This window comes from Streptomyces hoynatensis, from assembly GCF_003626535.1.
GTDB lineage: Bacteria > Actinomycetota > Actinomycetes > Streptomycetales > Streptomycetaceae > Streptomyces > Streptomyces hoynatensis.
Map to the genome: position 1 here is coordinate 25,367 of NZ_RBAL01000006.1, position 23,229 is coordinate 48,595.

20 protein-coding genes are annotated in these 23,229 nt (G+C 75.2%); 4 read left to right on the forward strand and 16 right to left on the reverse strand.

Features of this window, described 5'->3' with window-relative positions; translation table 11 throughout:
- Positions 1-118 precede the first annotated feature (118 nt).
- The gene (locus D7294_RS12270; protein ID WP_120678760.1) at positions 119-1,039 is read right to left on the reverse strand and encodes a sigma factor; all 921 of its coding nucleotides are present in this window, start codon (positions 1,037-1,039) and stop codon (positions 119-121) included.
- A 217-nt stretch (positions 1,040-1,256) separates the two neighbouring features.
- Complete coding sequence (gene glnA, locus D7294_RS12275) at positions 1,257-2,672, reverse strand: type I glutamate--ammonia ligase (protein WP_120678762.1); 1,416 nt, start codon at positions 2,670-2,672, stop codon at positions 1,257-1,259.
- Between the two features lie 204 nt (positions 2,673-2,876).
- Here glnA and D7294_RS12280 point away from each other — a divergent pair, with 204 nt between their 5' ends.
- Positions 2,877-3,344: an RDD family protein gene (locus tag D7294_RS12280; RefSeq protein WP_120678764.1), complete on the forward strand. Its 468-nt coding sequence runs from the start codon at positions 2,877-2,879 to the stop codon at positions 3,342-3,344.
- 164 nt (positions 3,345-3,508) lie between these two features.
- Here D7294_RS12280 and D7294_RS12285 read toward each other — a convergent pair whose 3' ends face one another.
- The 4 genes from D7294_RS12285 to lipB all read right to left on the reverse strand — a co-directional run bounded on the left by D7294_RS12285 (position 3,509) and on the right by lipB (position 6,432).
- The gene (locus tag D7294_RS12285) at positions 3,509-4,240 is read right to left on the reverse strand and encodes a DUF4191 domain-containing protein (protein WP_120678766.1); all 732 of its coding nucleotides are present in this window, start codon (positions 4,238-4,240) and stop codon (positions 3,509-3,511) included.
- A 42-nt stretch (positions 4,241-4,282) separates the two neighbouring features.
- Positions 4,283-4,510: a hypothetical protein gene (locus tag D7294_RS12290; RefSeq protein WP_120678768.1), complete on the reverse strand. Its 228-nt coding sequence runs from the start codon at positions 4,508-4,510 to the stop codon at positions 4,283-4,285.
- 128 nt (positions 4,511-4,638) lie between these two features.
- Positions 4,639-5,580 carry a lipoyl synthase gene (gene lipA, locus D7294_RS12295; RefSeq protein WP_120678770.1) on the reverse strand — a complete coding sequence of 314 codons (942 nt, stop codon included), beginning with the start codon at positions 5,578-5,580 and terminating at the stop codon, positions 4,639-4,641.
- A gap of 63 nt (positions 5,581-5,643) precedes the next feature.
- Positions 5,644-6,432 carry a lipoyl(octanoyl) transferase LipB gene (gene lipB, locus D7294_RS12300; RefSeq protein WP_120678772.1) on the reverse strand — a complete coding sequence of 263 codons (789 nt, stop codon included), beginning with the start codon at positions 6,430-6,432 and terminating at the stop codon, positions 5,644-5,646.
- A gap of 234 nt (positions 6,433-6,666) precedes the next feature.
- On the opposite strand from lipB, the gene D7294_RS12305 reads away from it, so the two are divergent.
- The gene (locus D7294_RS12305; RefSeq protein WP_120678774.1) at positions 6,667-8,310 is read left to right on the forward strand and encodes an NsdA family TPR-like regulatory protein; all 1,644 of its coding nucleotides are present in this window, start codon (positions 6,667-6,669) and stop codon (positions 8,308-8,310) included.
- 271 nt (positions 8,311-8,581) lie between these two features.
- Here the strand turns inward: D7294_RS12305 and D7294_RS12310 are convergent, their stop codons facing one another.
- The 3 genes from D7294_RS12310 to D7294_RS12320 form a co-directional block, all read right to left on the reverse strand.
- The gene (locus D7294_RS12310) at positions 8,582-9,856 is read right to left on the reverse strand and encodes an FAD-dependent oxidoreductase (protein WP_120678776.1); all 1,275 of its coding nucleotides are present in this window, start codon (positions 9,854-9,856) and stop codon (positions 8,582-8,584) included.
- A 203-nt stretch (positions 9,857-10,059) separates the two neighbouring features.
- Entirely contained in the window at positions 10,060-10,968 is a 909-nt protein-coding gene (locus D7294_RS12315; protein ID WP_338325644.1) for a TIGR01777 family oxidoreductase, read from the reverse strand.
- A 94-nt stretch (positions 10,969-11,062) separates the two neighbouring features.
- On the reverse strand, positions 11,063-11,638 hold the full coding sequence (locus D7294_RS12320; protein ID WP_120678780.1) for a DUF4240 domain-containing protein: 576 nt from the start codon (positions 11,636-11,638) through the stop codon (positions 11,063-11,065).
- A gap of 281 nt (positions 11,639-11,919) precedes the next feature.
- Here D7294_RS12320 and D7294_RS12325 point away from each other — a divergent pair, with 281 nt between their 5' ends.
- On the forward strand, positions 11,920-12,876 hold the full coding sequence (locus D7294_RS12325) for an SDR family oxidoreductase (protein WP_120678781.1): 957 nt from the start codon (positions 11,920-11,922) through the stop codon (positions 12,874-12,876).
- A 37-nt stretch (positions 12,877-12,913) separates the two neighbouring features.
- Here the strand turns inward: D7294_RS12325 and D7294_RS12330 are convergent, their stop codons facing one another.
- The 6 genes from D7294_RS12330 to cobS all read right to left on the reverse strand — a co-directional run bounded on the left by D7294_RS12330 (position 12,914) and on the right by cobS (position 21,147).
- Positions 12,914-13,885 carry a helix-turn-helix transcriptional regulator gene (locus D7294_RS12330; protein WP_120678783.1) on the reverse strand — a complete coding sequence of 324 codons (972 nt, stop codon included), beginning with the start codon at positions 13,883-13,885 and terminating at the stop codon, positions 12,914-12,916.
- Between the two features lie 565 nt (positions 13,886-14,450).
- Complete coding sequence (locus tag D7294_RS12335; protein WP_120678785.1) at positions 14,451-15,074, reverse strand: GntR family transcriptional regulator; 624 nt, start codon at positions 15,072-15,074, stop codon at positions 14,451-14,453.
- A gap of 171 nt (positions 15,075-15,245) precedes the next feature.
- Positions 15,246-16,976 (reverse strand): 2-oxoglutarate dehydrogenase, E2 component, dihydrolipoamide succinyltransferase, encoded by a 1,731-nt coding sequence (gene sucB, locus D7294_RS12340; RefSeq protein WP_120678787.1) that lies wholly within the window; start codon positions 16,974-16,976, stop codon positions 15,246-15,248.
- Between the two features lie 66 nt (positions 16,977-17,042).
- Positions 17,043-18,431 carry a dihydrolipoyl dehydrogenase gene (gene lpdA, locus D7294_RS12345; RefSeq protein ID WP_120678789.1) on the reverse strand — a complete coding sequence of 463 codons (1,389 nt, stop codon included), beginning with the start codon at positions 18,429-18,431 and terminating at the stop codon, positions 17,043-17,045.
- Positions 18,432-18,608: 177 nt separating this feature from the next.
- Positions 18,609-20,156: a leucyl aminopeptidase gene (locus D7294_RS12350; protein WP_120678791.1), complete on the reverse strand. Its 1,548-nt coding sequence runs from the start codon at positions 20,154-20,156 to the stop codon at positions 18,609-18,611.
- 142 nt (positions 20,157-20,298) lie between these two features.
- Positions 20,299-21,147: an adenosylcobinamide-GDP ribazoletransferase gene (gene cobS / locus D7294_RS12355; RefSeq protein WP_120678793.1), complete on the reverse strand. Its 849-nt coding sequence runs from the start codon at positions 21,145-21,147 to the stop codon at positions 20,299-20,301.
- 34 nt (positions 21,148-21,181) lie between these two features.
- Between cobS and D7294_RS12360 the strand changes: the two genes are divergently transcribed.
- A complete protein-coding gene (locus D7294_RS12360) occupies positions 21,182-21,928 on the forward strand; it encodes a hypothetical protein (RefSeq protein ID WP_120678795.1) in 747 nt (248 codons plus the stop codon).
- Positions 21,929-22,071: 143 nt separating this feature from the next.
- Here the strand turns inward: D7294_RS12360 and D7294_RS12365 are convergent, their stop codons facing one another.
- A complete protein-coding gene (locus D7294_RS12365; protein ID WP_120678797.1) occupies positions 22,072-23,196 on the reverse strand; it encodes a nicotinate-nucleotide--dimethylbenzimidazole phosphoribosyltransferase in 1,125 nt (374 codons plus the stop codon).
- Positions 23,197-23,229 lie beyond the last annotated feature (33 nt).

Consider the following 23,229-nt stretch of genomic DNA (forward strand, 5'->3'; position numbering starts at 1 on the left):
GTCAGGCTAGCACGCAACTCCCCTCGCCGGCCGGGAATTACCGCCCCCCGCCGCCCGGCCGCCCCCCGCCTCCCGGCCGCGCCCGCCCCGCACCGCGCCCATCCCGGCCGCCCTCCGCCTACCGCCCGCCCGCGCCCACCGGCCGGCGCGCGGCCGGGCCCGCCACAGGTGCCGGAGGCAGCGGCAGGCGCCGCAGGCGCTCCGGGTCGGCCAGGACGTCGATGCGGGCGAGGCCGTCCGCGGCGACCGTGAGGCCGGTGACGGACAGCACCACCCCCCTCGGCGCCGTGACCACCCCCGCCGCGCCGTTGACCAGCACCGGGCGCGCCCCGGCCGCGAGCCGGGACAGGGCGCCGGCCGCCCCGGCCACCTCCGCCGCCCCCCGCAGCTCCCGCGAGGCCCCCGCGCGCCCCAGGTCCACCCGGAGTACGGCCCCCGGCGCGAGCAGGGCGCCCAGCGCCGCGGGGGAGCCCTCGCGCACCGCCGTCAGGTAGGACTCCGCCGCGGCGCGCTGCCGGGCCGGCCCGCCCTCGGAGGCGGTCGTCGCCCCCCTCGCCTCGCGCCGCGCCCGGGCGGCGAGTTGCCGGGTGGCGGCGGCCGAGCGCCCGAGAATCCGGGCGATCTCCTCCCAGGGCACCGCGAACATGTCGTGCAGCACGAAGGAGACCCGCTCCGCGGGCCGCAGGCCCTCCAGGGCCACCAGCCCGCCGAGCCCGGACAGCCCGGCCAGCAGCGCCCGCTGCTCGGGCCCGGCGCCCCCCATCGGGCTCACCACCGGCTCCGGCACCCGTGGCCCCGGCGCGCGCCCCAGCCGTGCGGCGCGCGCCCGCAGCGCGTCGTGGCAGAGGCCGGCGAGCACCGCGGTCAGCCACGGGCCGAGGGAACGCACCCCCGTCGTGTCGGAGCGGCGCAGCCGCAGCCAGGTACGCCGCACGGCCTCCTCCGCCTCCCCGGGCGAGCCGAGCAGCCGGTAGGCCACCGCGCCCAGCCTGGGCCGGTGCTCCGCGAACCTCTCGATCAGCCAGTCCGACTCGTTCACGCCGCAGCTCCCCTCACGGGCCGTCCCCGTTCTTTCCACCCATGAGGACGCGGCGGACGCGCGGAATGTGACATCCGGCCGGAGACCGGCCCGGCCCCGCGCCGCCGGCGGCGGCCCCGCACACGGCCACGGCCACCCGGGCGGACTCGGGGAGTCCACCGGGGTGGCCGTGGCGGAGCGTGCACCGGGCCGCGGGCTCAGCGGCCCGCCGGCCGGCTCACACGTCGAAGTAGAGCTCGAACTCGTGCGGGTGCGGCCGCAGCTGCATCGGCGCGATCTCCTTCTCGCGCTTGAAGTCGATCCAGGTCTCGATCAGGTCGGCCGTGAAGACGCCGCCGGCCTGCAGGTACTCGTTGTCCGCCTCCAGCGCCTCCAGGACGGCGGGCAGCGAGGTCGGGACCTGCGGGAGCTCGGCGTGCTCCTCGGGGGCCAGCTCGTAGAGGTCCTTGTCGATCGGCTCCGGCGGCTCGATCTTGTTCTTGACCCCGTCGAGGCCGGCGAGCAGCAGCGCCGAGAAGGCCAGGTACGGGTTCGAGGACGGGTCGGGGGCGCGGAACTCGACGCGCTTGGCCTTCGGGTTGGACCCGGTGATCGGGATGCGCATGGCGGCGGAACGGTTCCGCTGCGAGTAGACCAGGTTGACCGGGGCCTCGAAGCCGGGGACCAGGCGGTGGTAGGAGTTCACCGTCGGGTTGGTGAACGCCAGCAGCGAGGGCGCGTGCTTCAGGATGCCGCCGATGTAGTAGCGGGCGGTGTCGGAAAGGCCGGCGTAGCCCTGCTCGTCGTAGAAGAGCGGGCTGCCCGACTGCCACAGCGACTGGTGGACGTGCATGCCCGAACCGTTGTCCCCGAAGATCGGCTTCGGCATGAAGGTGGCGGTCTTGCCGTTGCGCCAGGCGACGTTCTTCACGATGTACTTGAAGAGCATCAGGTCGTCGGCGGCGGCGAGCAGCGTGTTGAACTTGTAGTTGATCTCCGCCTGGCCGGCCGTGCCGACCTCGTGGTGGGCGCGCTCCACCTTGAGGCCCGCCTTGGCCAGTTCGAGGGAGATCTCGCCGCGCAGGTCGGCGAAGTGGTCCACGGGCGGGGCCGGGAAGTAGCCGCCCTTGTAGCGGACCTTGTAGCCGCGGTTGCCGCCCTCCTCGATCGCGCCGGTGTTCCAGGCGCCGGCCTCGGAGTCGATGTAGTAGTAGCCCGCGTTGGACTTGGTCTCGAAACGCACGTCGTCGAAGACGTAGAACTCGGCCTCGGGGCCGAAGTAGGCGGTGTCCGCGATGCCGGAGGAGGCCAGGTACGCCTCGGCCTTCTTCGCCACGTTCCGCGGGTCACGGCTGTACGCCTCGCCGGTGATCGGGTCGTGGATGAAGAAGTTGATGTTGAGCGTCGCGTCCTTGCGGAACGGGTCCACCCGGGCCGTGGACAGGTCGGGGACCAGGGCCATGTCGGACTCGTGGATGGCCTGGAAGCCACGGATCGACGAGCCGTCGAACATCAGGCTCTCGGTCGGGTCGAAGCTTTCGACCGGCACCGTGAAGTGCTGCATGATGCCCGGGAGGTCGCAGAAACGGACGTCGACGAACTTGACGTCGTTGTCCGCGATGTATTGGGTGATCTCGTCGGCGTTCTGGAACATCCGATGTCCTCCTAGCCCCGGCCCAGGGCGGGGCGGGGAACGTACAGCTCGGGAGTGGCAGGGGCCCGTCGCGCGGGTTTGCTGGGGCCGACACTAAAGACAGGCCATTTCTCCGCCGTGACCCGTTTGTTTCGCCGATGTTAACCGGACTTCTCCTCCGATACCGGTGACCGGCGAGACGGCGGGCCGCGCTACGGTGGAGCCGTGGACAAACGCCAGGCAATGGGCTCGTGGCTGTCGGGACCGCGCGCGGCGGCCGAGGACATGGGCGTCGACTTCGGTTACCGGGGCCAGCGGCTCGGGCTGCCCGAGGAGGGGCCGGGCTCGATCGCGCCGGTCGGCAGGCGGCTCGGGGCCATCTGCGTGGACTGGGCCCTGTGCCTGCTGATCGCATACGGTCTGTTTGCCGATGGCGAGGCCGCCTCGGTGAGCAACTGGGCCCTGCTCGTCTTCGTGGTGATGTCCCTGCTGACGGTCGGTACCCTCGGCCTCACCCCGGGCAAGCGCCTGCTGCGGCTGCGCGTCGTGAGCGTGCGGGGCGGGCGGCTCACCTTCCCGCGCGCCGTGCTGCGCACCCTGCTGCTCGGCCTCGCGATCCCCGCCCTCGTCTGGGACCGCGACTCCCGCGGCCTGCACGACCGCTTCTCCGGCGCGGTCCAGATCCGCTTCTGACCCCGCGGAATCCGGGCGCCCCTCGCGAAAGCGGCGTGCGGCGAAAGCGGCGTACACGGAGGCGGCGCACACGGAGGCGGGGCGCGATCACCGCGCCCCGCCCGTTGACGTGCTCCGCTGCCGGTCCGCCGGGGAAACGCCGCCCCCGCCGGGCGGCCCGGGGCTCAGCGGCCCCGGCGCTGGACGTTGCCCTTCGGCATCCGCATGCCGCGCGGCAGCGGGCCCTTGGGCACCGGCATGTTGTTCATCAGGTCGCCCATGGCGCGCAGCCGGTCGTTGACCTCGGTGACGCGGGGGCCGGAGAGGGTGCGCGGGAGCTTCATGATCGCGGTGCGCAGCTTCTTCAGCTCCACCTGGTCCTTGCCGTGCCCGACGATCATGTCGTGCACCGGCACGTCGGACAGCACGCGGTTCATCCGGCGCTTCTCGGCCGCGATGAGGCCCTTCACCCGGTTCGGGTTGCCCTCGCCGACCAGCACCACCCCGCACTTGCCGACCGCGCGGTGCACCACGTCCTGCTGGCGGTTGAGGGCGACGGCGGGGGTGAAGGCGATGCCGCGGCGCATGTTCTCCAGCACCGCGGCGGCGGCGCCCGGCTGCCCGTCCATCTGGCTGAACGCGGCCCGCTCCGCCCGCCGCCCGAAGACGATGGCGGTGGTGAGCAGCGCCGCGAGGAAGCCGAGGATGCCCAGGTAGATGGGGTGGCCGATCAGGAAGCCGAGGACGAGGACGACGGCGAATACGCCGATGCCTACCGCCGAGATGATCCAGCCGATCCACCGGTCGGCCCGCCGGGCCATTCGGTAGGTCAGGGCGATCTGCTTCAGCCGCCCCGCATCCTGCGGGCTCTCCGAGCCCTTCGCGGCATCCTTCGCCGCCTTGTCCTTCCGCGCCATGCCGCAAGTCTACGGGCGCGCGGCCGGGAAGGGACGCCCGGGTCAGGGCCGCCGGGCGGGCACCTGGGCCTGCTCGGGCCGCGGCGCGGGCCCGAGCACGGAGCGCAGGGCCCGCTCCGCCTCGAAGCGGGCGGCGGCCCGTTCGCGGTCCGCGAGCACCGCGGCCCTGGCGTTCTCCAAGGCCGTGCGCCGGCCGCCAGGCAGCAGCACCCGCTCCAGGACCCGCAGCGTGCCGGCCACGGCGGGCCGCACCTGACCCTCGAAGCGCATGGATCTTCCCCTCCCGGCGGCCGTACAACGTGCCGCTATCGTTATCTCGCTTTGTCTCGCCCGCATTGCGCATCCGTGACCGGCGGGACAAATCCGCCGGAAGGCGCGGTGGGGCGGGCCCGGCCGGCTCAGGCCGCCGGGCTGTCGGCGCGCTGCGCGACCGCCTGCCGGTACAGGCGCCCGGCCCGGTAGGAGGACCGCACCAGCGGCCCCGACATCACGCCGGAGAAGCCGATCTCCTCGGCCTCCTGGCGCAGCTCCACGAACTCCTCCGGCTTCACCCAGCGCTCCACCGGGTGGTGCCGCGGGGTCGGCCGCAGGTACTGGGTGATGGTGATCAGCTCGCAGCCCGCCTCGTGCAGGTCGCGCAGCGCCTGCCCGACCTCCTCGCGGGTCTCCCCGAGGCCCAGGATCAGGTTCGACTTGGTGACGAGCCCCGCCTCCCGCGCCAGCGTGATCACCCTCAGCGAACGCTCGTAGCGGAACGCGGGCCGGATGCGCTTGAAGATCCGCGGCACCGTCTCGACGTTGTGCGCCAGGACCTGCGGGGCGCTGGAGAAGACCTCGGCGAGCTGCTCGTGCACGGCGTTGAAGTCCGGGATCAGCAGCTCCACGCCCGTGCCCGGCATCAGGCCGTGGATCTGCCGCACCGTCTCCGCGTACAGCCAGGCGCCGCCGTCCGGCAGGTCGTCCCTGGCCACGCCGGTGATCGTCGCGTACTTCAGCCCCATCTGCCGCACCGACTCCGCCACCCGGCGCGGCTCGTCCCGGTCCAGGGCGGCCGGCTTGCCGGTGTCGATCTGGCAGAAGTCGCAGCGCCTGGTGCACTGCTCGCCGCCGATGAGGAAGGTGGCCTCCCGGTCCTCCCAGCACTCGAAGATGTTGGGACAGCCGGCCTCCTGGCAGACGGTGTGCAGGCCCTCCCGCTGCACCAGGCTCCGCAGCTCCTGGTACTCGGGCCCCATCTTCGCGCGGGTCTTGATCCACTCGGGCTTGCGTTCGATGGGGGTCTGGCTGTTCCTCACCTCAAGGCGCAGCATCTTACGACCGTCGGGTGCGACAGCGGACACGTCCGGCTCCCTACACTTTCGATTCAGCGGCTGAAACGCAGCTTACGCCTGCGCTTGTGCGGGTCACACGGCGCGTGGCAGGGGGACCGAGGTCTCCAGCACCTCGCGCAGATGCTTCTCCACTACGGGAAGCACCTCGGCGACCGGAACATTCCTGCCCAGCTCCTGGGAGAGCGAGGTCACCCCCGCGTCCCTGATCCCGCAGGGCACGATGCGGTCGAACGAGGTGGTGTCCGGATCGCAGTTCAGGGCGAAGCCGTGCATCGTCACGCCCTTGGCGACCCGGATGCCGATGGCGCACAGCTTGCGGTCCTCGCCGCGCTGCCCGGCGTTCGAGGGCGCGTACTCCGGGCCCATCAGCCGCGGGTCGTACTCCTCGTCGTGCAGCCGCGGGTCGAAGTCGAGCGTCAGCCCGCCGAGACCGCCGCGGCCCGGCTCCTCGACGGCGTCGCCCAGCACCCACACGCCGCTGCGGCCCTCCACCCGGGTCGTCTCCAGGCCGAACTCGGCGCAGACCCGGATCACCGCCTCCTCCAGGCGCCGCACGTGCGCGACGACGTCAACCGGGCGCGGCAACTTCACGATGGGGTAGCCGACCAGCTGCCCAGGGCCGTGCCAGGTGATCTTGCCGCCGCGGTCCACGTCGATCACCGGCGTGCCGTCCAGCGGGCGTTCGCTGTCCTCCGTGCGCCGGCCCGCGGTGTAGACCGGCTGGTGTTCGAGGAGCAGGCAGGTGTCGGGGATCTCGTCGGCGAAGCGCGCGGTGTGCACCCGCCGCTGCTCCTGCCAGGCCGCGCGGTAGTCGACGGCCTCGCTCCCGAAGCCCAGATGGACAAAGCGCAGCTCGCTCACCGCAACTCCTCGCTCGCACCGGCCCTGCGGCCGGCCCGCCGCGCGGGCACGCGCCCGCGTCCCCGGCCGGACGACCCGCCACCACTGTAAGCGGGGCGCTTGCGTATTCCTGGGGCGGCCCCTGGCTCACACATATGGATGAATCCTCCGTCCAGGCGGCGAGGAAACCGGTAGGGACCGTTACATTCACGCCGTTCCAGCCGCACAGCCGTAAGGCAGGAGACCGCACCGCCGATGTCCACGGAACGACCTGGAGGCCCGGCCTCCCCGCAATCCGCCGCACCGCGCACCCCGAACCGCCAGCTCGCCGCGCTCATCGCCGAAGCAGGATTCTCCCACGCCGGTCTGGCGAGAAGAGTCGACCAGCTCGGCCTCGAACACGGCCTCGACCTCCGGTACGACAAGACCTCGGTCACCCGCTGGCTCCGCGGCCAGCGCCCCCGGGGCACCACCCCGGCGCTGATCGCCGAGGTGTTCACCAGGCGGCTCGGCCGCCGGCTGTCCGCGCAGGACCTCGGCCTTGAGGCCTGCGCCCCGGTCTACGCCGGGCTCGAATTCGCCGCGAGCCCCGCCGAGGCCGTGGACATCGTGGCCGGGCTGTGGCGCAAGGACACCGGCAGCTACGCCGAGCTCCGCAAGATCGCCTTCACCCCGGCCGGCCTCGTGGTCCCCAGCCGGGACTGGCTGATCGGGCGGCCCGACGAGCGCGTCGCGCACGAGGAGCCGGCCGAGGGCGCCGCCGCCCCGCCCGCGTCCGGGCCGCCGCCGGTGGTCCGGGTGCCGGAACAGGGCCGCGGCCCGGCCGGCCGGCCCGCGCTGCCGCCCGGCGCCCCGGGCAGGCCGCTCCCGCCCGGGGTGGGCAGACCGGGCGCGAGCGCGGCCCCGCCCCTGGCGCGCGGGACGGCGCAGTCCGCGGCCAGGCCCGCGCGGCCGGGCCGCCCCGGCCCCCTCGACCGGGTGGAGCGCGGTCCCGGGCAGCGCGTCACCTCGGGCGACATCGCCGCGCTGCGCTCGGTCGCCGAGCTGTTCCGCACCCTCGACCAGGCCTACGGCGGCGGCCACGCGCGGCAGGCGCTGGTCCGCTACCTGGAGCACGAGCTCGAACCGATGCTGCGCGGCAGCTACGGCGAGCAGATCGGGCGCAAGCTGTTCTCGGCCGCCGCCGACCTGACCAGGCTCGCGGGCTGGACGGCGTACGACATCGCCGCCCACGGCCTGGCGCAGCGGTACTTCGTGCAGGCGCTGCGGCTGGCCCAGGCGGCGGGGGACCGCAGCTACGGCAGCTACGTGCTGGTCTCCATGAGCCGGCAGGCCGTCTACCTGGGGCACGGCCGGGAGGCGGTGCAGCTGGCCAGGGTCGCCCAGCAGGGCATGGCCAGCTCGGTGGGCCCCGTCGTGCAGGCCCTGCTGCACGCCGTCGAGGCCCGCGGGCACGGCCTGCTCGGCGAGGTCCGCTCCTGCACCGCAGCCCTGGCCAGGGCGGAGCGCGCCCTGGAGTCGGCGCGGCCGGGCGAGGACCTGCCGCAGTGGGCCAGGTTCTTCGACGAGGCCCAGCTCGCCGACGAGTTCGGGCACTGCCACCGCGACCTGAAGGAGTACCGCGCCTCCGCCAGGTACGCCGAGCGCTCGCTGCAACTGCGCGCCCCCGGGTACGTGCGCAGCCGGCTGTTCTGCCGCGTCGTGCTGGCCTGCGCCAGGCTCGGCCTCGGCGACGTGGACCAGGCGTGCGCGCTGGCCGCGGAGGCGGCGCAGCAGGCCACCGAGCTGCGGTCGGCGCGGGCGCACGAGTACCTGCAGGACTTCGAGCGCAGGCTGGAGCCCTACCGCGACGCCGCCGCGGTCCGCGCCTACCGCGACCGGGTCGCCGCCCTGGCGTAGGGCGGGCGCGGCCCGCGGGGGGCGGCCGGCCCCCGGCGGGGCCCGCCGGGCGGCGCCCGGGCGGCCCGGCGTGACCGGCCCGGCGGGGGCGGGGGCCGCCCGCGGGGGCGAGGTTGCGCGGCGGGGGCGCGTTCGGCCAAGGGCGCACCGGGGGCGCGCGAGTGCCCAACGGACCTGCCGCCCACGCCGGTTCGCGGCGCCCCTGCTGCCCTCCAGAGGCCGCCGCCCGCCGCGCAGATCCGCGCGACCGCGGCGGGGTTCCGCGGCGGCGCTACCCGGGGTGGGCCGCCGCCCCGGCCGGCTCCGGGTCGCGGGGCCGCGGCGCCCGCAGGCCCAGGTCAGCGAGCAGCGCCTGGGCGGCCCGGTGCGCGGAGGCCAGGTCGCCGGTGGGGCCAGGCGTGTCCCGGTGGTCGCCGCAGACGTACAGGCCGTGCAGCAGGCGTGCGGTCCGCACCCCCTGCTGCGGCACGGCCACCGGCACCGCCTCCGGGTCGTGGCGCGCGGCCAGCAGCTCCCAGCCCTCGGCCGGCACCCCGTACATCTCGGCGAGCTGCGGCCTGGCCGCCTTGTCCAGCAGCTCGGCCGGTTCGCCCGCCCGCGGCCCCACCACGACCGAGGTCACCAGGGTGCGCCCGGCCGGGGCCCGCAGCGGGTCGGCGGCGGAGACGGCCAGGGTGTGCGAGACCGGCCCGCGCGCGGCCGTGTCCACGATCAGCGTGGGCCCCGTCGGCAGGCTCCCCTCGGCCGCGTGGTGCAGCACGGTGACCGCGCGGAAACGCGGCACCCGCAGCCCCGGCAGGAGCCTGGCCGCCTCGGCGGCCCCGGTCGCCAGCACCACCGCGCGGCACCGGAAGGTGCCGTGCCCCTCGGTCACCACCTCGGTGGTCGAGGCGGAGACGGCCCGGACGCCGGTCCGCACCGCGCCGGGCGGCAGCGCGGCGGCGAGCAGCTCGGGCAGCGCGGCGGCGCCGCCCGCGGGCAGGCCGAGGCCGCGGCGGGCGAAGGCGCGCAGCGCGACCTCCCCGTTGCGGCCGCCCGCCGGGTGCTGCGGGTCGTGCAGCAGCGCGGCGAGCAGCGGGCGCAGGGCACCCTCGGCCACCCTGGCCTGCAGGCCCCGCGCGCCGAGCCTGGCCTGCGGCGGGCGGCCGAGCCGCAGCAGGTCCGGGCGCGGCCACACCTGGTCGAAGGCCGTGGACCTGGCGGCGGGCGCGTCGGCGCCGTGCCAGGGGACGTCGCCGATCCGGTGCGGGTGCCCGGCGCCGTGCAGCAGCACGCCGCCGGTCAGGCGGCACAGCGGCAGCGGGCGCGGCAGCCGCCGCAGACCCGGGGAGTCGGGCAGGGACAGGTGGCTGGCGCGGTCGAGGCGGAAGCCGTCGCGGTGCTCGGTGGCCATCCGGCCGCCGATGCGGCCCGACGCCTCCAGAACGGTCACGGCGAGACCCGCCTGCGTCAGCTGGTGCGCGGCGGCGAGCCCGGCGGGGCCGCCCCCGATGACGACGACGTCGGAATCCGCGGGGTGTGCGTGGGGTGGTCGGCTGCTGAGCACGTGGCCTCCCGGTGAGGTGGTCGGTGCGCGCGAGCGGCGGGCCCAGGCAAAGGCTGTCGTGGGCCTGTGGATGCAGATGCCCGCTGGGGGCCGGGGCTAATGCCCGAACCGCCTGTGACCCTCTCACGCCGGGCGGAACGTGACAGAGCGCACCGACCGGGCATGGGCGCACAGAGGTCGCACGACGCGCGGCCGCGGGGCGTTCAGCGCCGGGCCGCCGCCGCGCGCACCGCCTCCTCCACCGTCGGGTGGGCGAAGCGGAACCCGGCGTCGAGCAGCCGCCGCGGCAGCACCCGCTGGCTGCCGAGCACGTCCCCGGCGAACTCCCCGAGCGCGAGCCGCAGCAGCGGCGCCGGCACGTGCAGGAAGGCCGGGCGCCGCAGCACCCGGCTCATGACGGCCGTCGCCTCGCGGTTGGTGACCGGATGCGGCCCGGTGAGGTTGACCGGCCCCGACAGCGCCTCCCGGTCGAGCAGGAAGCGCAGGGCCGCGACGTGGTCGTGCAGCGAGATCGCGCTCCAGAACTGCCGCCCGTCGCCGAGCCTCCCGCCGAGTCCCGCCCGAAACAGCGGGAACAGCCTGCCCCAGGCGCCCCCGGAGCGGGCGACCACCAGGCCGGTGCGCAGCAGGACGGTGCGCACGCCGGCGCGTTCCGCCGGCCGGGCCGCGGCCTCCCAGTCGCGGCACAGCTCCGCGAGGAAGCCGGTGCCCGCGGGCGCCGTCTCGTCCACCGCGCGCTCCCCGGTGTCCCCGTAGTAGCCGATCGCGCTGCCGCACAGGAAGACCCGCGGCGGATCGGCGAGGGAGGCCAGCGCCGCCGCCAGGGCGGCCGTGCCGAGGACCCTGCTGTCGCGGAGCTCCCGCTTGTAGCGCGCCGTCCAGCGCCTCGCGCCGACCCCGGCGCCCGCGAGGTGGACGAGGGCCGTGCAGCCGTCGAGGGCGGCGGCGTTCTGCTCCTGACGGCGGCCCGAGGGGTCCCAGCGCGCCTCGTCGGCGGCCCGCGGCTCGCGCCTGACCAGGCGGCGGACGTCCACGCCCGCCGCGTGCAGGGAACGGACCAGGGCACTGCCGATCAGGCCGGAGGAGCCGGTGACGGCGACACGAGGCGGCATGCCCCCATCCTCGCCCATGCCCGCCCCCGGCCGGGCCCTCCCCCCGGCCGGGCCCTCCCCCCGGGGCGCGCGGGGCGCGTCCGGCCGGGGGGCCTCAGGCCCCCGGCTCCCCGGCCGGCCCGGCCCGTTCCGCCGGCCGCGGACCCGCCTCCTGGGCGCGGAACCTGGCCCACAGGCGCGGGTAGGCGGCGGCCAGGGCGGCCGGGTCCTCGAAGTCGAGCGGCGTGCCCAGCGGTTCCGCGGGCGGCTCCGGCAGCCCGAGTTCGGGCAGCTCGTCCCCGGTGAGCAACTCGTACGCGTCGAAGGCCGCGTAGCCCAGGTCCTCGGCCTCGCCGTCCCGCCGCTCGTCGAACGCGTCCAGCAACTCGGCCAGCGCGTCCGGCTCGTGCAGGGTGCCCTCGAAGACCCGCCGGCCGCGGCCGATCAGCCAGCAGCGGAAGTTCTCGAAGGCGTCGTCGCCCACGCCGTCGAGCAGCACCCAGGCGGCTCCCCACACGTCCCAGCGGTAGGCGCGCACGAAGCGGGACTCGAAGTGCCGGGCGAAGTCGGTGACGGTCTCGGGGTCGAACGAGGTCAGCCGGTCGACGAGCAGTTCGGCGTGCGCCTCGGGGTCGCCCCCGGCCGCCGCCCTGGTGCCGTCCACCAGCTCCCAGAAGTCCGTTTCGTCCATCACGGTTACAGCATCCGCGCCCCGGCCCCGGCCCGCACGCCGAACGGCCCCGGCCGGCCGGGCACGGGAGCGGCGCGGTCACGGGGAAACGCGGGAATCGCCGGAGCCGGCCGGAAAGCGGACAGAGGGTGTCGGGTTTCGCTGAGAGTTTCCCCGCGAGCGTGGGCGCGGCCGACGGGGGAGCGGGCGGCGGCGCGTACGCACCCGGGAACCGGACCGGAACCGAACCGGAACCGCACCAAAGCAAGCGACGAACCGGCGACGAAAGGGAGCGAAACAGGATGACGGCGGACGCGAGGCGGCAGGAGACGTCACAGGCCGGAGGGCTGGCGGGCCGGATCGCCCTGGTGGCGGGGGCCACCAGGGGCGCGGGGCGGGCGATGGCCGTCCAGCTGGGCGCGGCCGGGGCGACCGTGTACGTGACCGGACGGACCACCAGGTCGGCGGTGAGCGAGGTGGGCCGCAGCACGGAGACCATCGAGGAGACGGCCGAACTGGTCACGGCGGCCGGCGGCACCGGCATCGCGGTCCCCACCGACCACCTGGACCCGGACGCCGTCGCGGACCTGACCGCACGCATCGACGCCGGCCACGGGCGGCTGGACGTGCTGGTCAACGACGTCTGGGGCGGCGACCACCTGATGGGGTACCCCTTCACCGGGAAGATGTGGGACTTCCCGCTGGCCGACGGGCTGCGCATGCTGCGGCTCGGCGTGGAGACCCATCTGGTCACCGGCAGCCACGCCCTGCCGCTGCTGGTCCGCAACCCGGGCGGGCTCCTGGTGGAGGTCACCGACGGCACCGAGGAGACCAACCGCACCTACCGCGGGCATCTCTTCTACGAGCTGGCCAAGTGGGCGCCGATCCACCTGGCGCGGATGCTCGGGCAGGAGCTCGCCGAGTACGGCTGCACCGCGGTGTGCGTCACCCCGGGCTTCCTCAGGTCGGAGGCGATGCTGGACACCTACTTCGGGGTCACGGAGGAGAACTGGCGCGACGGGATCGCCAAGGACCCGCACTTCGCGATCTCCGAGTCCCCGCTCTACCTGGCCAGGGGGGTGGCGGCGCTGGCCGCCGACCCCGAGGTGGCCAGGTGGAACGGCCGCTCGCTCTCCAGCGGGGAGCTGGCCGCCGCCTACGGGGTCACCGACGCCGACGGCTCCCGCCCCGACGCGTGGGCGTACATCAGGGACGTGGTCTACGGCGGCAGGCAGGCAAGCGCGGAGGAGTACCGCTGAGCACCCGCGGGGCGGGCGGCCCGCCGCGGCCGGGGCGTCAGCCGTAGTGGGCCGCCATCCGCCGGGCCGCGGCGGCGAAGCGCTCCCGGAGCGCGGCCGGGGCCGTGATCTCCGCCTCCGGGCCCAGGGCCAGGAGCTGGGAGTAGGCGACGTCGAGGGACTCGACCCGGAGCGTCACCCGGCGCCGGCCCCGCGCGTCCCGCGGTCCCGCCCCGCGGAGCGCCTCCTCGGCCGCGGCCCGGTCGGTGACGTGCCGCAGCATCCCGCGGCCCGCCTCGGTCAGCCACAGCTCCACCTCCTCGCGCAGGAGGGCCCTGGCGAACTCCGCGGCCCGCTCGGCCCAGAAGCCCGCGAGGTCGAACTCCTCGCGGGCGAAAGGCACTTCGCCCACCGTGACCTCGGCGAAACGCGCCACCCGGTAGACCCGGTGCCCGGCCCCGCCGCGGGGCCGGGCCGCCAGGTACCAGGCGCCGGCCTTGAGGATCAGCCCGTAGGGTTCCAGCTCACGCGCCACGCGCGTCCCGTCCCGGCGCCGGTAGTGGGCGGTGAGCGGAAGGTCCTCCCAGACGGCCTCGGCGACCGCGGGCAGCAGCGGGGGCGTCTCCGGCGGCTGCCACCAGCCGGGCGCGTCGAGGTGGAAGCGGCCCGCGGCGCTCTCCGGCGCGTCGCGCAGCTCGGGCAGCAGCGCGGCCGACAGCTTCAGCCGGGCGGCGAGGGCCGCGTCCGCCCGGCCCATGGCGCGCAGCGCGGCGGGCACGCCGGACAGGAAGAGCGCCTCGGCCTCGCTGCGGTCGAGCCCGGTCAGCCGGGTGCGGTAGCCGCCGACGAGACGGTACCCGCCGCCGCGGCCGCGGTCGGCGTAGACCGGTATCCCGGCCTCGGACAGGGCGAGCACGTCCCTGGAGACGGTGCGCTCGGAGACCTCCAGCTCCGCGGCGAGTTCGGCGGCGGTCATCGTCCGCCGGTTCTGCAGGAGGAGGACCATCTTGATCAGCCGGGCCGCGCGCATGGCACCATGATCCCGTGAGGGCCGGGCCCCGTGCTTTGGCGCGACAATCGGGACCCGGGCCTCGGGTGGGGAGCCACGCCACAGGCAGGACAGGGCAGGCGGCGTGGCTCGCTTGCATTCTCTTGCGGGGAAAACTCTAGTCGCCTGATCGATGATCGATCAAAGGTCTTCCCACAAAAAACCCGGAAATCGGAGAAATTGGCACACCGTGCCAGGGGGGTGGGCACCCAGTGCAGGGGGCTTGCCGCCTGGGTTCCGGGGGCGCTCGGTTGTTGATGGCCCGGGGTGCCGGGGGCGGCGTCTCTGTGCGGGGTGAGCCATCCTGTGGCCGGGGGTGACCGTGGTGGGGCGGCCAACGCGCCGTGTTCGGCGGGGGTTTGCCGCCCACGCCCCGGCACCCCACCCGGGACGGTGGGGGTGGCTGGAGGGTGGGACAGCTCCCGCGGGAGGTGGGGAAGGGAGGCGGGGGAGTAGGGGAGAGCGGGGGGAGCGGAGAAGGCGGGTGGGGAGGGGGACTTCGGGGGTGTGGATGGGGGACTTCGGGGGGTGTGGGCGGGGTGGGGGGTCAGGCTTGGGGGGCGCAGTTGAGGACGTGTTCCTTGACCAGGTCGCCGATGCGGGGGTCGCGGCGGACGAAGGCGTCGATGAGCTCCTGGTGCTCCTCGGCGTAGGAGCGCTGCCTGGTGCCGAGCCAGCGGATGGACAGGGCGGTCCAGATCTCGATGCCGAGCGACTCCCAGGTGTGCCGCAGCACGCTGTTCCCCGAGGCCTTCACCAACTCGCGGTGGAACGCCACCGTGTGGCCCACCTGCGCCTCCGCGTCGCCCAGCCGGTCGGCCTCGTACAGGGCGGCGACCTCGGGCTCGAGCGCGGAGACGTCCTTGGCCAGGCGTTCGGCCGCCAGCTCCGCGGCGATCTGCTCAAGGCCCGCCCTGACCGGGTAGATCTCCTCCAGGTCCGCGGCGGTCAGCGCCCGCACCCGCACGCCCTTGTTCGGCGCCGACTCGATCAGCCGCAGCGCCTCAAGCTCGCGCAGCGCCTCACGCACCGGAGTCTGGCTGACCTGGAGCTCGACCGCGATCCGCCGCTCGACGATCCGCTCGCCCGGCTGCCAGCGCCCGCTGACGATCCCCTCCACGATGTGCTCGCGGATCTGCGTGCGCAGCGAATGGACGATCGGCGGACTCATTCTCCTGCGTCTCCTTTCCCGCAGCCCGTGGCGCGGCGCGCCGGCCCGTGGCCCGGCCCTGCCGACGATAGGCCCTCGGCACGGCGCGCGCCCCGCCCGGAAGGTTCCGGACGGGGCGCCGCCGGTGGGTCTCCCCGGGCCGCCGGGACCCGGGTGCCTGGTGCCGCCCGGTTACAGGCCGAGCTCTCCCTCGAACTCGCCCGCCTCCAGACGCGCCTTGACGTCCACGAGGTAACGGGCGGCGTCCGCGCCGTCGACCAGCTGGTGGTCGTAGGACAGGGTCAGGTAGACCATGTCCCGCACGGCGATGGTCTCGCCGAGCTCCGGATGGTCGACGACCACGGGGCGGCGCACGGTGGCGCCGATGCCCAGCTCGGCCACCTGCGGGTAGTTCACGATGATCGTGTCGAACAGCGCGCCGCGCGAGCCGGTGTTGCTGATCGTGAACGTGCCGCCGCTCATGTCGTCCGGCGCGAGGCCGCCGCCGCGGACCTTGCCGGCCAGCTCGGCGGTCTTCTTGGCGATGCCGGCCAGGCTCAGGTCGCCCGCGTTCTTGATGACGGGGACCATGAGGCCCTTCTCCGAGTCCACCGCGATGCCGACGTTCTCGACGTCGTGGTAGGTCACGGTGCCGTCGTCGTTGATCTTCGCGTTGATCGACGGGTGGGCCTTGAGGGCCTCGGCGGCGGCCTTCACGAAGAACGGCATCGGCGAGAGCTTCACGCCCTCCCGGGCCAGGAACGCCTCCTTGGCGCGGGCGCGCAGCCGCATCACGCGGGTGACGTCCACCTCCACGACGGTCGACAGCTGGGCCTGGCTGTGCAGCGCCTTCAGCATGTTCTCGCCGATGAGCTTGCGGATGCGGCTCATCTTGACGGTCTGCCCGCGCAGCGGCGAGGGCTGCGGGGCGGCCGCCCTGGCGGGAGCGGCGGGGGCCTGCGGCCTGGCGGCGGCGGCCCGGGCCGCCTCGGCGGCGTCGAGGACGTCCTGCTTGCGGATGCGGCCGCCGACGCCGGAGCCCTTGACGGTGTTCAGGTCGACGCCGTTCTCGGCGGCGAGCTTGCGCACCAGCGGGGTGACGTACACGCCCTCGGCGGCGGGCGCGGCCGGAGCCGGAGCGGGGGCCGGGGCGGGCGCGGGAGCCGGGGCCGGGGCGGGCGCCTGCGCGGCCGGCGCCGGCGCCGGGGCGGGCTGCGGGGCGGGGGCCGGAGCGGGCTGCGGCGCCGGGGCCGCCGGAGCCTGGGCCTGGGGGGCGGGAGCCGCCGGGGCCTGGGGCTGCGCCGGGGCGGCGCCCGCGGCGCCGATGACGCCGAGCTTGGCGCCCACCTCGGCCGTCTCGTCCTCGCCGACGGTGATCTCCAGCAGGGTGCCGGCCACCGGCGAGGGGATCTCGGTGTCGACCTTGTCGGTGGAGACCTCAAGCAGCGGCTCGTCGGCCGCGACCGACTCGCCGACCGCCTTCAGCCAGCGGGTGACGGTGCCCTCGGTGACGCTCTCGCCGAGTGCGGGCAGCACCACGTCGGTGCCCTCGGCGGCCCCGGAGGGCGCCGGGGCCTGGGCCTGCGGGGCGGGAGCCGCCGGGGCCTGGGCCTGCGGGGCGGGCTCCGGCTGCGGCGCCGGGGCGGGCTCGGCGGCCGGCGCCGGGGCGGCGGCGGGCGCGCCCGAGCCGTCGTCGATGATCGCGAGCTCGGCGCCGACCTCCACCGTCTCGTCCTCGGCGACCTTGATGGAGGAGAGCACCCCGGCCGCGGGGGAGGGGATCTCGGTGTCGACCTTGTCGGTGGAGACCTCAAGCAGGGGCTCGTCGGCCTCGACGTGCTCGCCCTCCGCCTTCAGCCAGCGGGTGACGGTGCCCTCGGTCACGCTCTCGCCGAGCGCCGGAAGGGTTACGGAAACCGCCATGGTTTCTGTTGCTCCTTACGAAAAGTGGCAGTTGATTACGCGCGCTCTGGGAATGACGCGACCTGGTCAGTCATGGGAGTGCAGCGGCTTGCCCGCCAGGGCGAGATGGGCCTCGCCCAGCGCCTCGTTCTGCGTGGGGTGTGCGTGGATGAGCTGGGCCACCTCGGCGGGCAGCGCCTCCCAGTTATAGATCAGCTGGGCCTCGCCCACCTGCTCACCGAGCCGGTCCCCGACCATGTGGACGCCGACCACCGCCCCGTCCCTGATGCGCACGAGCTTGATCTCGCCCGCCGTCTTCAGAATCTTGCTGCGGCCGTTCCCGGCCAGGTTGTACTTCAGCGTGACCACCTGGTCGGCGCCGTACAGCTCCTTGGCCCGCGCCTCCGTGACGCCGACCGAGGCGACCTCCGGGTGGCAGTAGGTGACCCGCGGCACGCCGTCGTAGTCGATCGGCACCGGCGACAGGCCGGCGAGGCGCTCGGCCACGAGGATGCCCTCGGCGAAGCCGACGTGCGCCAGCTGGAGGGTCGGCACGAGGTCGCCCACCGCCGAGATCGTCGGCACGTTCGTCCTCATGTACTCGTCGACCAGCACGAAGCCGCGGTCCATGGCGACCCCGGCCTCCTCGTAGCCCAGGCCCTGGGAGACCGGGCCGCGGCCGATCGCGACGAGCAGCAGCTCCGCCTCGAAGGTCTTGCCGTTCTCCAGGGTGACCCGCACCCCGTCGTCGGTGTAGTCGGCGCCCTTGAAGAAGGAGCCGAGGGAGAAGGCGATGCCGCGCTTGCGGAAGGCGCGCTCCAGCAGCTTGGAGCTGTTCTCGTCCTCCACCGGCACCAGGTGCGGCAGCCCCTCCACTATCGTCACGTCCACGCCGAACGACTTCCACGCCGAGGCGAACTCGACGCCGATGACGCCGCCGCCCAGCACGATCGCCGACTTCGGCACCCGGTCGAGGACCAGCGCGTGGTCCGAGGAGATGATCCGGTCCCCGTCGATGGTCAGGCCGGGCAGCGACCTGGGCACGGAGCCGGTGGCGAGCACGATGTGCCGCCCGGTGTAGCGCAGGCCGTTCACGTCGACGGTCGTCGGCGAGGTGAGGCGGCCCTCGCCCTCCACGTAGGTGATCTTCCGGGAGGCGACGAGCCCCTGGAGCCCCTTGTAGAGGCCGGAGATCACGCCGTCCTTGTACGCGTGCACGCCCGCGATGTCGATGCCCTCGAAGGTGCTGCGCACGCCGAACTCGGCGCCCTCGCGCGCCGCGTCCGCGATCTCCCCGGCGTGCAGCAGCGCCTTGGTGGGGATGCAGCCGTTGTGCAGACAGGTGCCGCCCAGCTTGTTCTTCTCGATGAGGGCGACGTCCAGGCCCAGCTGCGAGGCACGCAGGGCCGCTGCGTAGCCACCGCTGCCGCCACCGAGGATCACTAGGTCGTAAACGGTACTGGCGTCGTTCGCCACGTCACGTTCCTCCAAGATGGGGTTGTGTGCCGCCGGTGAGACGGCGTGGTGTGGCTCGCCTGGGTGGTTGAGCCGGGCCCTGTCCTGCCGGCCCCCATCTTCGCACGCTGCGCCGTCCGGGCGGACGCGGCCCGGGGACCGCCGCCGCGCGGGCCCGCGGTCCCCGGTCCGTGCCGCTCAGGCGGCGGCGAGCTCCCCGGCGGCGGCGCGCTCGGCCAGCCGGATCAGGGTGCGGACCGCCGCGCCCGTGCCGCCCTTGGGGGTGTAGCCGAAGGCCGCGCCCTCGTTGAACGCGGGGCCCGCGATGTCCAGGTGCGCCCACCTGGTGCCCTCGGCGACGAACTCCTGCAGGAAGACGCCGGCCAGCAGGCCGCCGCCCATCCGCTCGCCCACGTTCGCCAGGTCGGCCACCGGGGACTTCAGCGAGTCGAGCAGCTCGGGCGGCATCGGCAGCTGCCAGGACTGCTCCCCGGCCTCCCCCGCCGCCTGGTCGACCAGCTCGCGGAACGCCTCGTCGTTGCCGAGGACGCCGAAGGTGCGGTGGCCGAGCGCCACCACCATCGCGCCGGTCAGCGTGGCCACGTCCACCAGCGCGTCCGGGCCCTCCTCGCAGGCCCTGGCCAGCGCGTCGGCCATCACCAGCCGGCCCTCCGCGTCGGTGTTCAGCACCTCCACGGTCTTGCCGCTGTACATGGTGAGCACGTCGCCGGGGCGGACGGAGGAGCCGGAGGGCATGTTCTCGGCGAGCGCCAGCCAGCCGGTCAGGTTCACCGCGAGGCCCAGCCTGGCCGCGGCGACCACCGTGGAGAACACGGCGGCGGCGCCGCTCATGTCGCACTTCATCGTCTCGTTGTGGCCCACCGGCTTCAGCGAGAGGCCGCCGGAGTCGTAGGTGATGCCCTTGCCGACCAGGGCGAGGGTGGCGCCGGCCGCCGGGTGAGTGTAGGCCACCCGCACCAGCCGGGGCGGGGCCGAGGAGCCCTGACCCACGCCGAGGATGCCGCCGTAGCCGCCCTCCGTCAGCTCCTCCTCGCCGAGCACCTCCACCGTCACGCCGTACTCGGGGGCCGCGCTCTCCACCACGGCCGCGAAGTCCCCGGGCCGCAGGGCGTTCGCCGGGGTGTTGACCAGGTCCCTGGCCCGCGCCACCTCCTCGGCCACCACCAGGGCCCGCTCCACGGCCGCGGCGTGCGTCTCCTCGCCGGCCGCCGGGTCGAGCAGGGTGATCCTGGCCAGGGGGGCGGAGGCCGCGCCGTCGTGGCCCCGGCCCTTGAAGGCGGTGAAGGCGTACGCGCCGAGCAGCGCGCCCTCGGCCACCGCCGCGACCGCGGCGGCGTCGCCCACCGGCAGCGCGAGGGCGGCGTGCCCGGTGCCGGCCAGCGCCCTGGCCGCGGCCCCGGCCGCCCGGCGCAGCGTCTCGGGCCGGTAGCCGGCGCCCTCCGCGGCCTCGCCCTGCCCGGGCGCCGGGCCGAGACCCACCGCGACGATCAGCGGCGCCGCGACTCCCTCCCCGGCGGGGAGCCTGGTGATCTCCTCGGCCTCGCCCTTGGCGCCGAGGGTCGCCAGGGTGGCGGCGAGTCCGCCGCCGAGCGCGTCGTCGACGGCCGTCGCGACCTGCGATCCGGGGGCGAGGAGCGGGCCGGATTCGCCCTTGGCCAGGCCGATGACCACGGCGTCCGCCGGCACCGTCGTCGCGGGGAGATTGCTGAGGGTCAGAACAGTCACGGTGATGGAATCCGTTTCGTCTCGTACGTGGTGGTCCGTCGTGGCAGGCACCCCTGCGCGGCAACTCCCGGTGCGGGCGCGGGAGTGCGGTCGTGACGCCGGGAGGACGACGGGAAGCAGACTACGCCCGGCCCCGGGCGGATCAGGGGGCGGCGACCGCGAGTACCAGCAGCGTCACCGTGCCCGCCGTCTCGGCCACCGCGCCGAGCACGTCCCCGTTGATCCCGCCGAACCTGCGGTGGCAGTGCCACATCGTCAGCTCGGCGGCGTTCAGCGCGAGCACCACGCTGCACCCGCAGGCCACCGTCCCGGCGGCCCTGGCCCCCTCGGCGGCCAGCGCGCCGGCGAGGGCGGAGGCGAAGGCCACCACGGCGGCCACCGCGAGCGCCTGACGCAGCGGCACCGTCCGCACCACCACGGCCCCCAGGCCCTCGGCCCGCGCGGCGGGCGGGCCCTGCGCCCGGCAGGCCCAGGTCAGCGCGGTGCGGGCGTTGACCGCCGCGAGCACCACGCAGGTCAGCGCGTAGGCCCGGCCGTGCCCGAGGAGTTCGTCGAGCGCCGCGATCTGGGTCAGCACCACGAAGAGCAGCGCCAGCACCCCGAAGGGCCCGATGTCGGACCGCTTCATCACCTCCCGCGCCTCGGCGGGCGGCTTGCGGCTGCCGAGCCCGTCCGCCACGTCGGCGAGGCCGTCCAGGTGCAGCGCCCGGGTCAGCAGGGCGGGGACGGCCACGGTGAGCACCGCGGTCAGCAGCCGGCCGGTCTCAAGAAGCAGCAGCACCCAGCAGGTCAGGCAGGCCGCGAGGCCGACCACGAGGCCGGCGGCCGGCGCGCAGAGCATGCCCTGCCTGGCCGTGTACCGGTCGAAACGCGGCACCCGCACGGGCAGCACGGTCAGCGTGCCGAGGGCGAAGCGCAGTCCGTGGCTCAGTGCGTCCGTCCCGGTGGCGGGGGGCGGCTCGGCGGGGGGCGGAGGCGGCGTGGCGTTCATCGCACCGCAGCCTAGCGGCGGACGCTGAGGGGTCATGGGGAACTGGTGGCATCGCAACATCGTCGAGCCCGAGAAGCTGCCGCTGCTGCTCGCGCTCGCGGCGTTCGTGGTCACCTTCGCGGTCACCCGCTTCGTGACCCGGATGATCCGCGCGGGCCGCGGCCCCTTCCACGACATCTCCCCCGGCGGCCGGCACGTGCACCACGTGGTGCCCGGGGTGCTGCTGATGTGCCTGGGCGGATTCGGCGGCCTGGCCACCACCCTGCACGGCTTCGTCGCCTACTCGGCTGCGGTGGCCTTCGGCATCGGAACCGGCCTGGTGCTCGACGAGTTCGCGCTGCTCCTCTACCTGCACGACGTCTACTGGACGTCCGAGGGCCAAAAGAGCGTGGAGGTCGTGGTGGTGACCGCCGCGCTCCTCATGTTCATGCTCGCCGGGTTCTCGCCGCTCGGCGTCAACGACATCGGCGGCCTGGAGCGGGCCGGCCGCGGGGTGGCGCTCGGGGTGCTGATCGGGAACTTCCTGCTGGCGCTCGTCGCGCTGCTGAAGGGGAAGCTGCGGGTCGCCGTCTTCGGGCTCGTGCTGCCCTTCGTCGCGCTGATCGGCGCGCTGCGGCTGGCCCGGCCGACCTCCCCCTGGGCCAAACGCCTCTACCGGCACCGGCCGCGGCTGCGGGCGCGGGCGGAGCGGCGCGCCAGGAAGCACGAGCGGCGGTGGGGCCGTCTCGAACACCGCCTCGACGACTGGCTGGGCGGCACCCCGACGAACGACCGCCACTGAACCGCCCCGCGGCCCCCGGCCCGTCTCCGCACGGCGCGCGGCGGTGGCCGGCACGTGGGGGGCTGTGGGCGGGTGCTGCGGGCGTGGGCTGTGGGCGTGGGCTGCGGGTGGGGGCGCTGCCCCCGGGGGCCCGGCGGCCGGGCTCAGGTGGCGTCGGCGATGGCGGGGCGCGGCGGGGCCGCGGGCTCGGCCTCCTCCGGCGCGGCCTCGGGGGCCTCGGGCAGCTCGGGCAGTTCGGCCGCCAGCGCCGCGGCCGCCCGCACCAGCGGGAGCGCGAGCAGCGCCCCGGTGCCCTCGCCGACCGTCACGCCGTGGTCGAGCAGCGGCTGCATCGCCATCCGGTCCAGCGCCTTGGCCTGCCCCGGCTCCCCGCTCGCCTGCCCCGCCTGCCACCAGTCGGGCGCGCGGAACGCGATCCGCTGCGCCACCAGCGCGCACGCCGCCGAGACCACGCCGTCGAGCAGCACGGGCGTGCGCCGTACCGCGCACTGGAGCAGGAAGCCCGTCATCGCCGTGAGGTCCGCGCCGGCCACCGCGGCCAGCAGCCGCAGCTGGTCGCCGAGCACCGGACGCGCCCGGCGCAGCCCGTCCCTGATGGCCGCGCACTTGCGCATCCAGGCCAGGTCGTCGATGCGCACCCCGCCCCGCCCGGTGACGACCGAGGCGTCGGTGCCGCACATCGCGGCGATCAGCACCCCCGCCGCCGTCGTGCCGCCCACGGACACGTCGCCGAGCACCAGCAGGTCGCTGCCCGAGTCGGCCTCCTCGTCCGCCACGGCCATCCCGGCCCGGAAGGCCCGCTCGGCCTCCTCGGCGGTCAGCGTGTCCTCCACGTCCAGCCGCCCCGAGCCGCGGCGCACCCGGAACCTGGTGACCTCGTCCGGGAGTTCCTCGGCCGGGCAGTCGAGGGAGGTGTCGACCACGCGCAGCGGCACGCCCGCCTGCCGGGCGAGCACCGCGGCCGGGCTGGTGCCGTCCAGCACGGCGCGCACCAGCGCGGAGGCGCCACCCGCCGGGCGGGCGGAGACGCCGAGCGAGGCGACGCCGTGGTCCCCGGCGAACAGGACGGCCCTGGGGCGCTCGACGGGCCGCACCGGCACCCTGGCCTGCGCGGCGGCCAGCCAGGATCCGACGTCGTCCAGCCGCCCAAGTGCCTTGGGGGCGATGCCCGTTCTGGCCCGGCGCTCCTCGGCCTGCCGCCGGAGCCTGGCACTTGGCCGCTCGATGAGATTCCCGAAGTCATCGAGGTTCAGACCGCCGTCACTCATGCGCACGAGGGTACCGCCCGAGCCGTCCCCCGC

What these genes read in the sequence shown, in the direction of transcription:
- D7294_RS12365 (WP_120678797.1), bottom strand. Translation starts at nt 23,196, where the DNA reads ATGAGTGACGGCGGTCTGAACCTCGATGACTTCGGGAATCTCATCGAG.
- D7294_RS12330 (WP_120678783.1), bottom strand. Translation starts at nt 13,885, where the DNA reads ATGCGCGCGGCCCGGCTGATCAAGATGGTCCTCCTCCTGCAGAACCGG.
- D7294_RS12290 (WP_120678768.1), bottom strand. Translation starts at nt 4,510, where the DNA reads ATGCGCTTCGAGGGTCAGGTGCGGCCCGCCGTGGCCGGCACGCTGCGG.
- D7294_RS12305 (WP_120678774.1), top strand. Translation starts at nt 6,667, where the DNA reads ATGTCCACGGAACGACCTGGAGGCCCGGCCTCCCCGCAATCCGCCGCA.
- D7294_RS12360 (WP_120678795.1), top strand. Translation starts at nt 21,182, where the DNA reads ATGGGGAACTGGTGGCATCGCAACATCGTCGAGCCCGAGAAGCTGCCG.
- sucB (WP_120678787.1), bottom strand. Translation starts at nt 16,976, where the DNA reads ATGGCGGTTTCCGTAACCCTTCCGGCGCTCGGCGAGAGCGTGACCGAG.
- cobS (WP_120678793.1), bottom strand. Translation starts at nt 21,147, where the DNA reads ATGAACGCCACGCCGCCTCCGCCCCCCGCCGAGCCGCCCCCCGCCACC.
- D7294_RS12315 (WP_338325644.1), bottom strand. Translation starts at nt 10,968, where the DNA reads ATGCCGCCTCGTGTCGCCGTCACCGGCTCCTCCGGCCTGATCGGCAGT.
- D7294_RS12325 (WP_120678781.1), top strand. Translation starts at nt 11,920, where the DNA reads ATGACGGCGGACGCGAGGCGGCAGGAGACGTCACAGGCCGGAGGGCTG.
- D7294_RS12335 (WP_120678785.1), bottom strand. Translation starts at nt 15,074, where the DNA reads ATGAGTCCGCCGATCGTCCATTCGCTGCGCACGCAGATCCGCGAGCAC.
- glnA (WP_120678762.1), bottom strand. Translation starts at nt 2,672, where the DNA reads ATGTTCCAGAACGCCGACGAGATCACCCAATACATCGCGGACAACGAC.
- D7294_RS12320 (WP_120678780.1), bottom strand. Translation starts at nt 11,638, where the DNA reads ATGGACGAAACGGACTTCTGGGAGCTGGTGGACGGCACCAGGGCGGCG.
- D7294_RS12285 (WP_120678766.1), bottom strand. Translation starts at nt 4,240, where the DNA reads ATGGCGCGGAAGGACAAGGCGGCGAAGGATGCCGCGAAGGGCTCGGAG.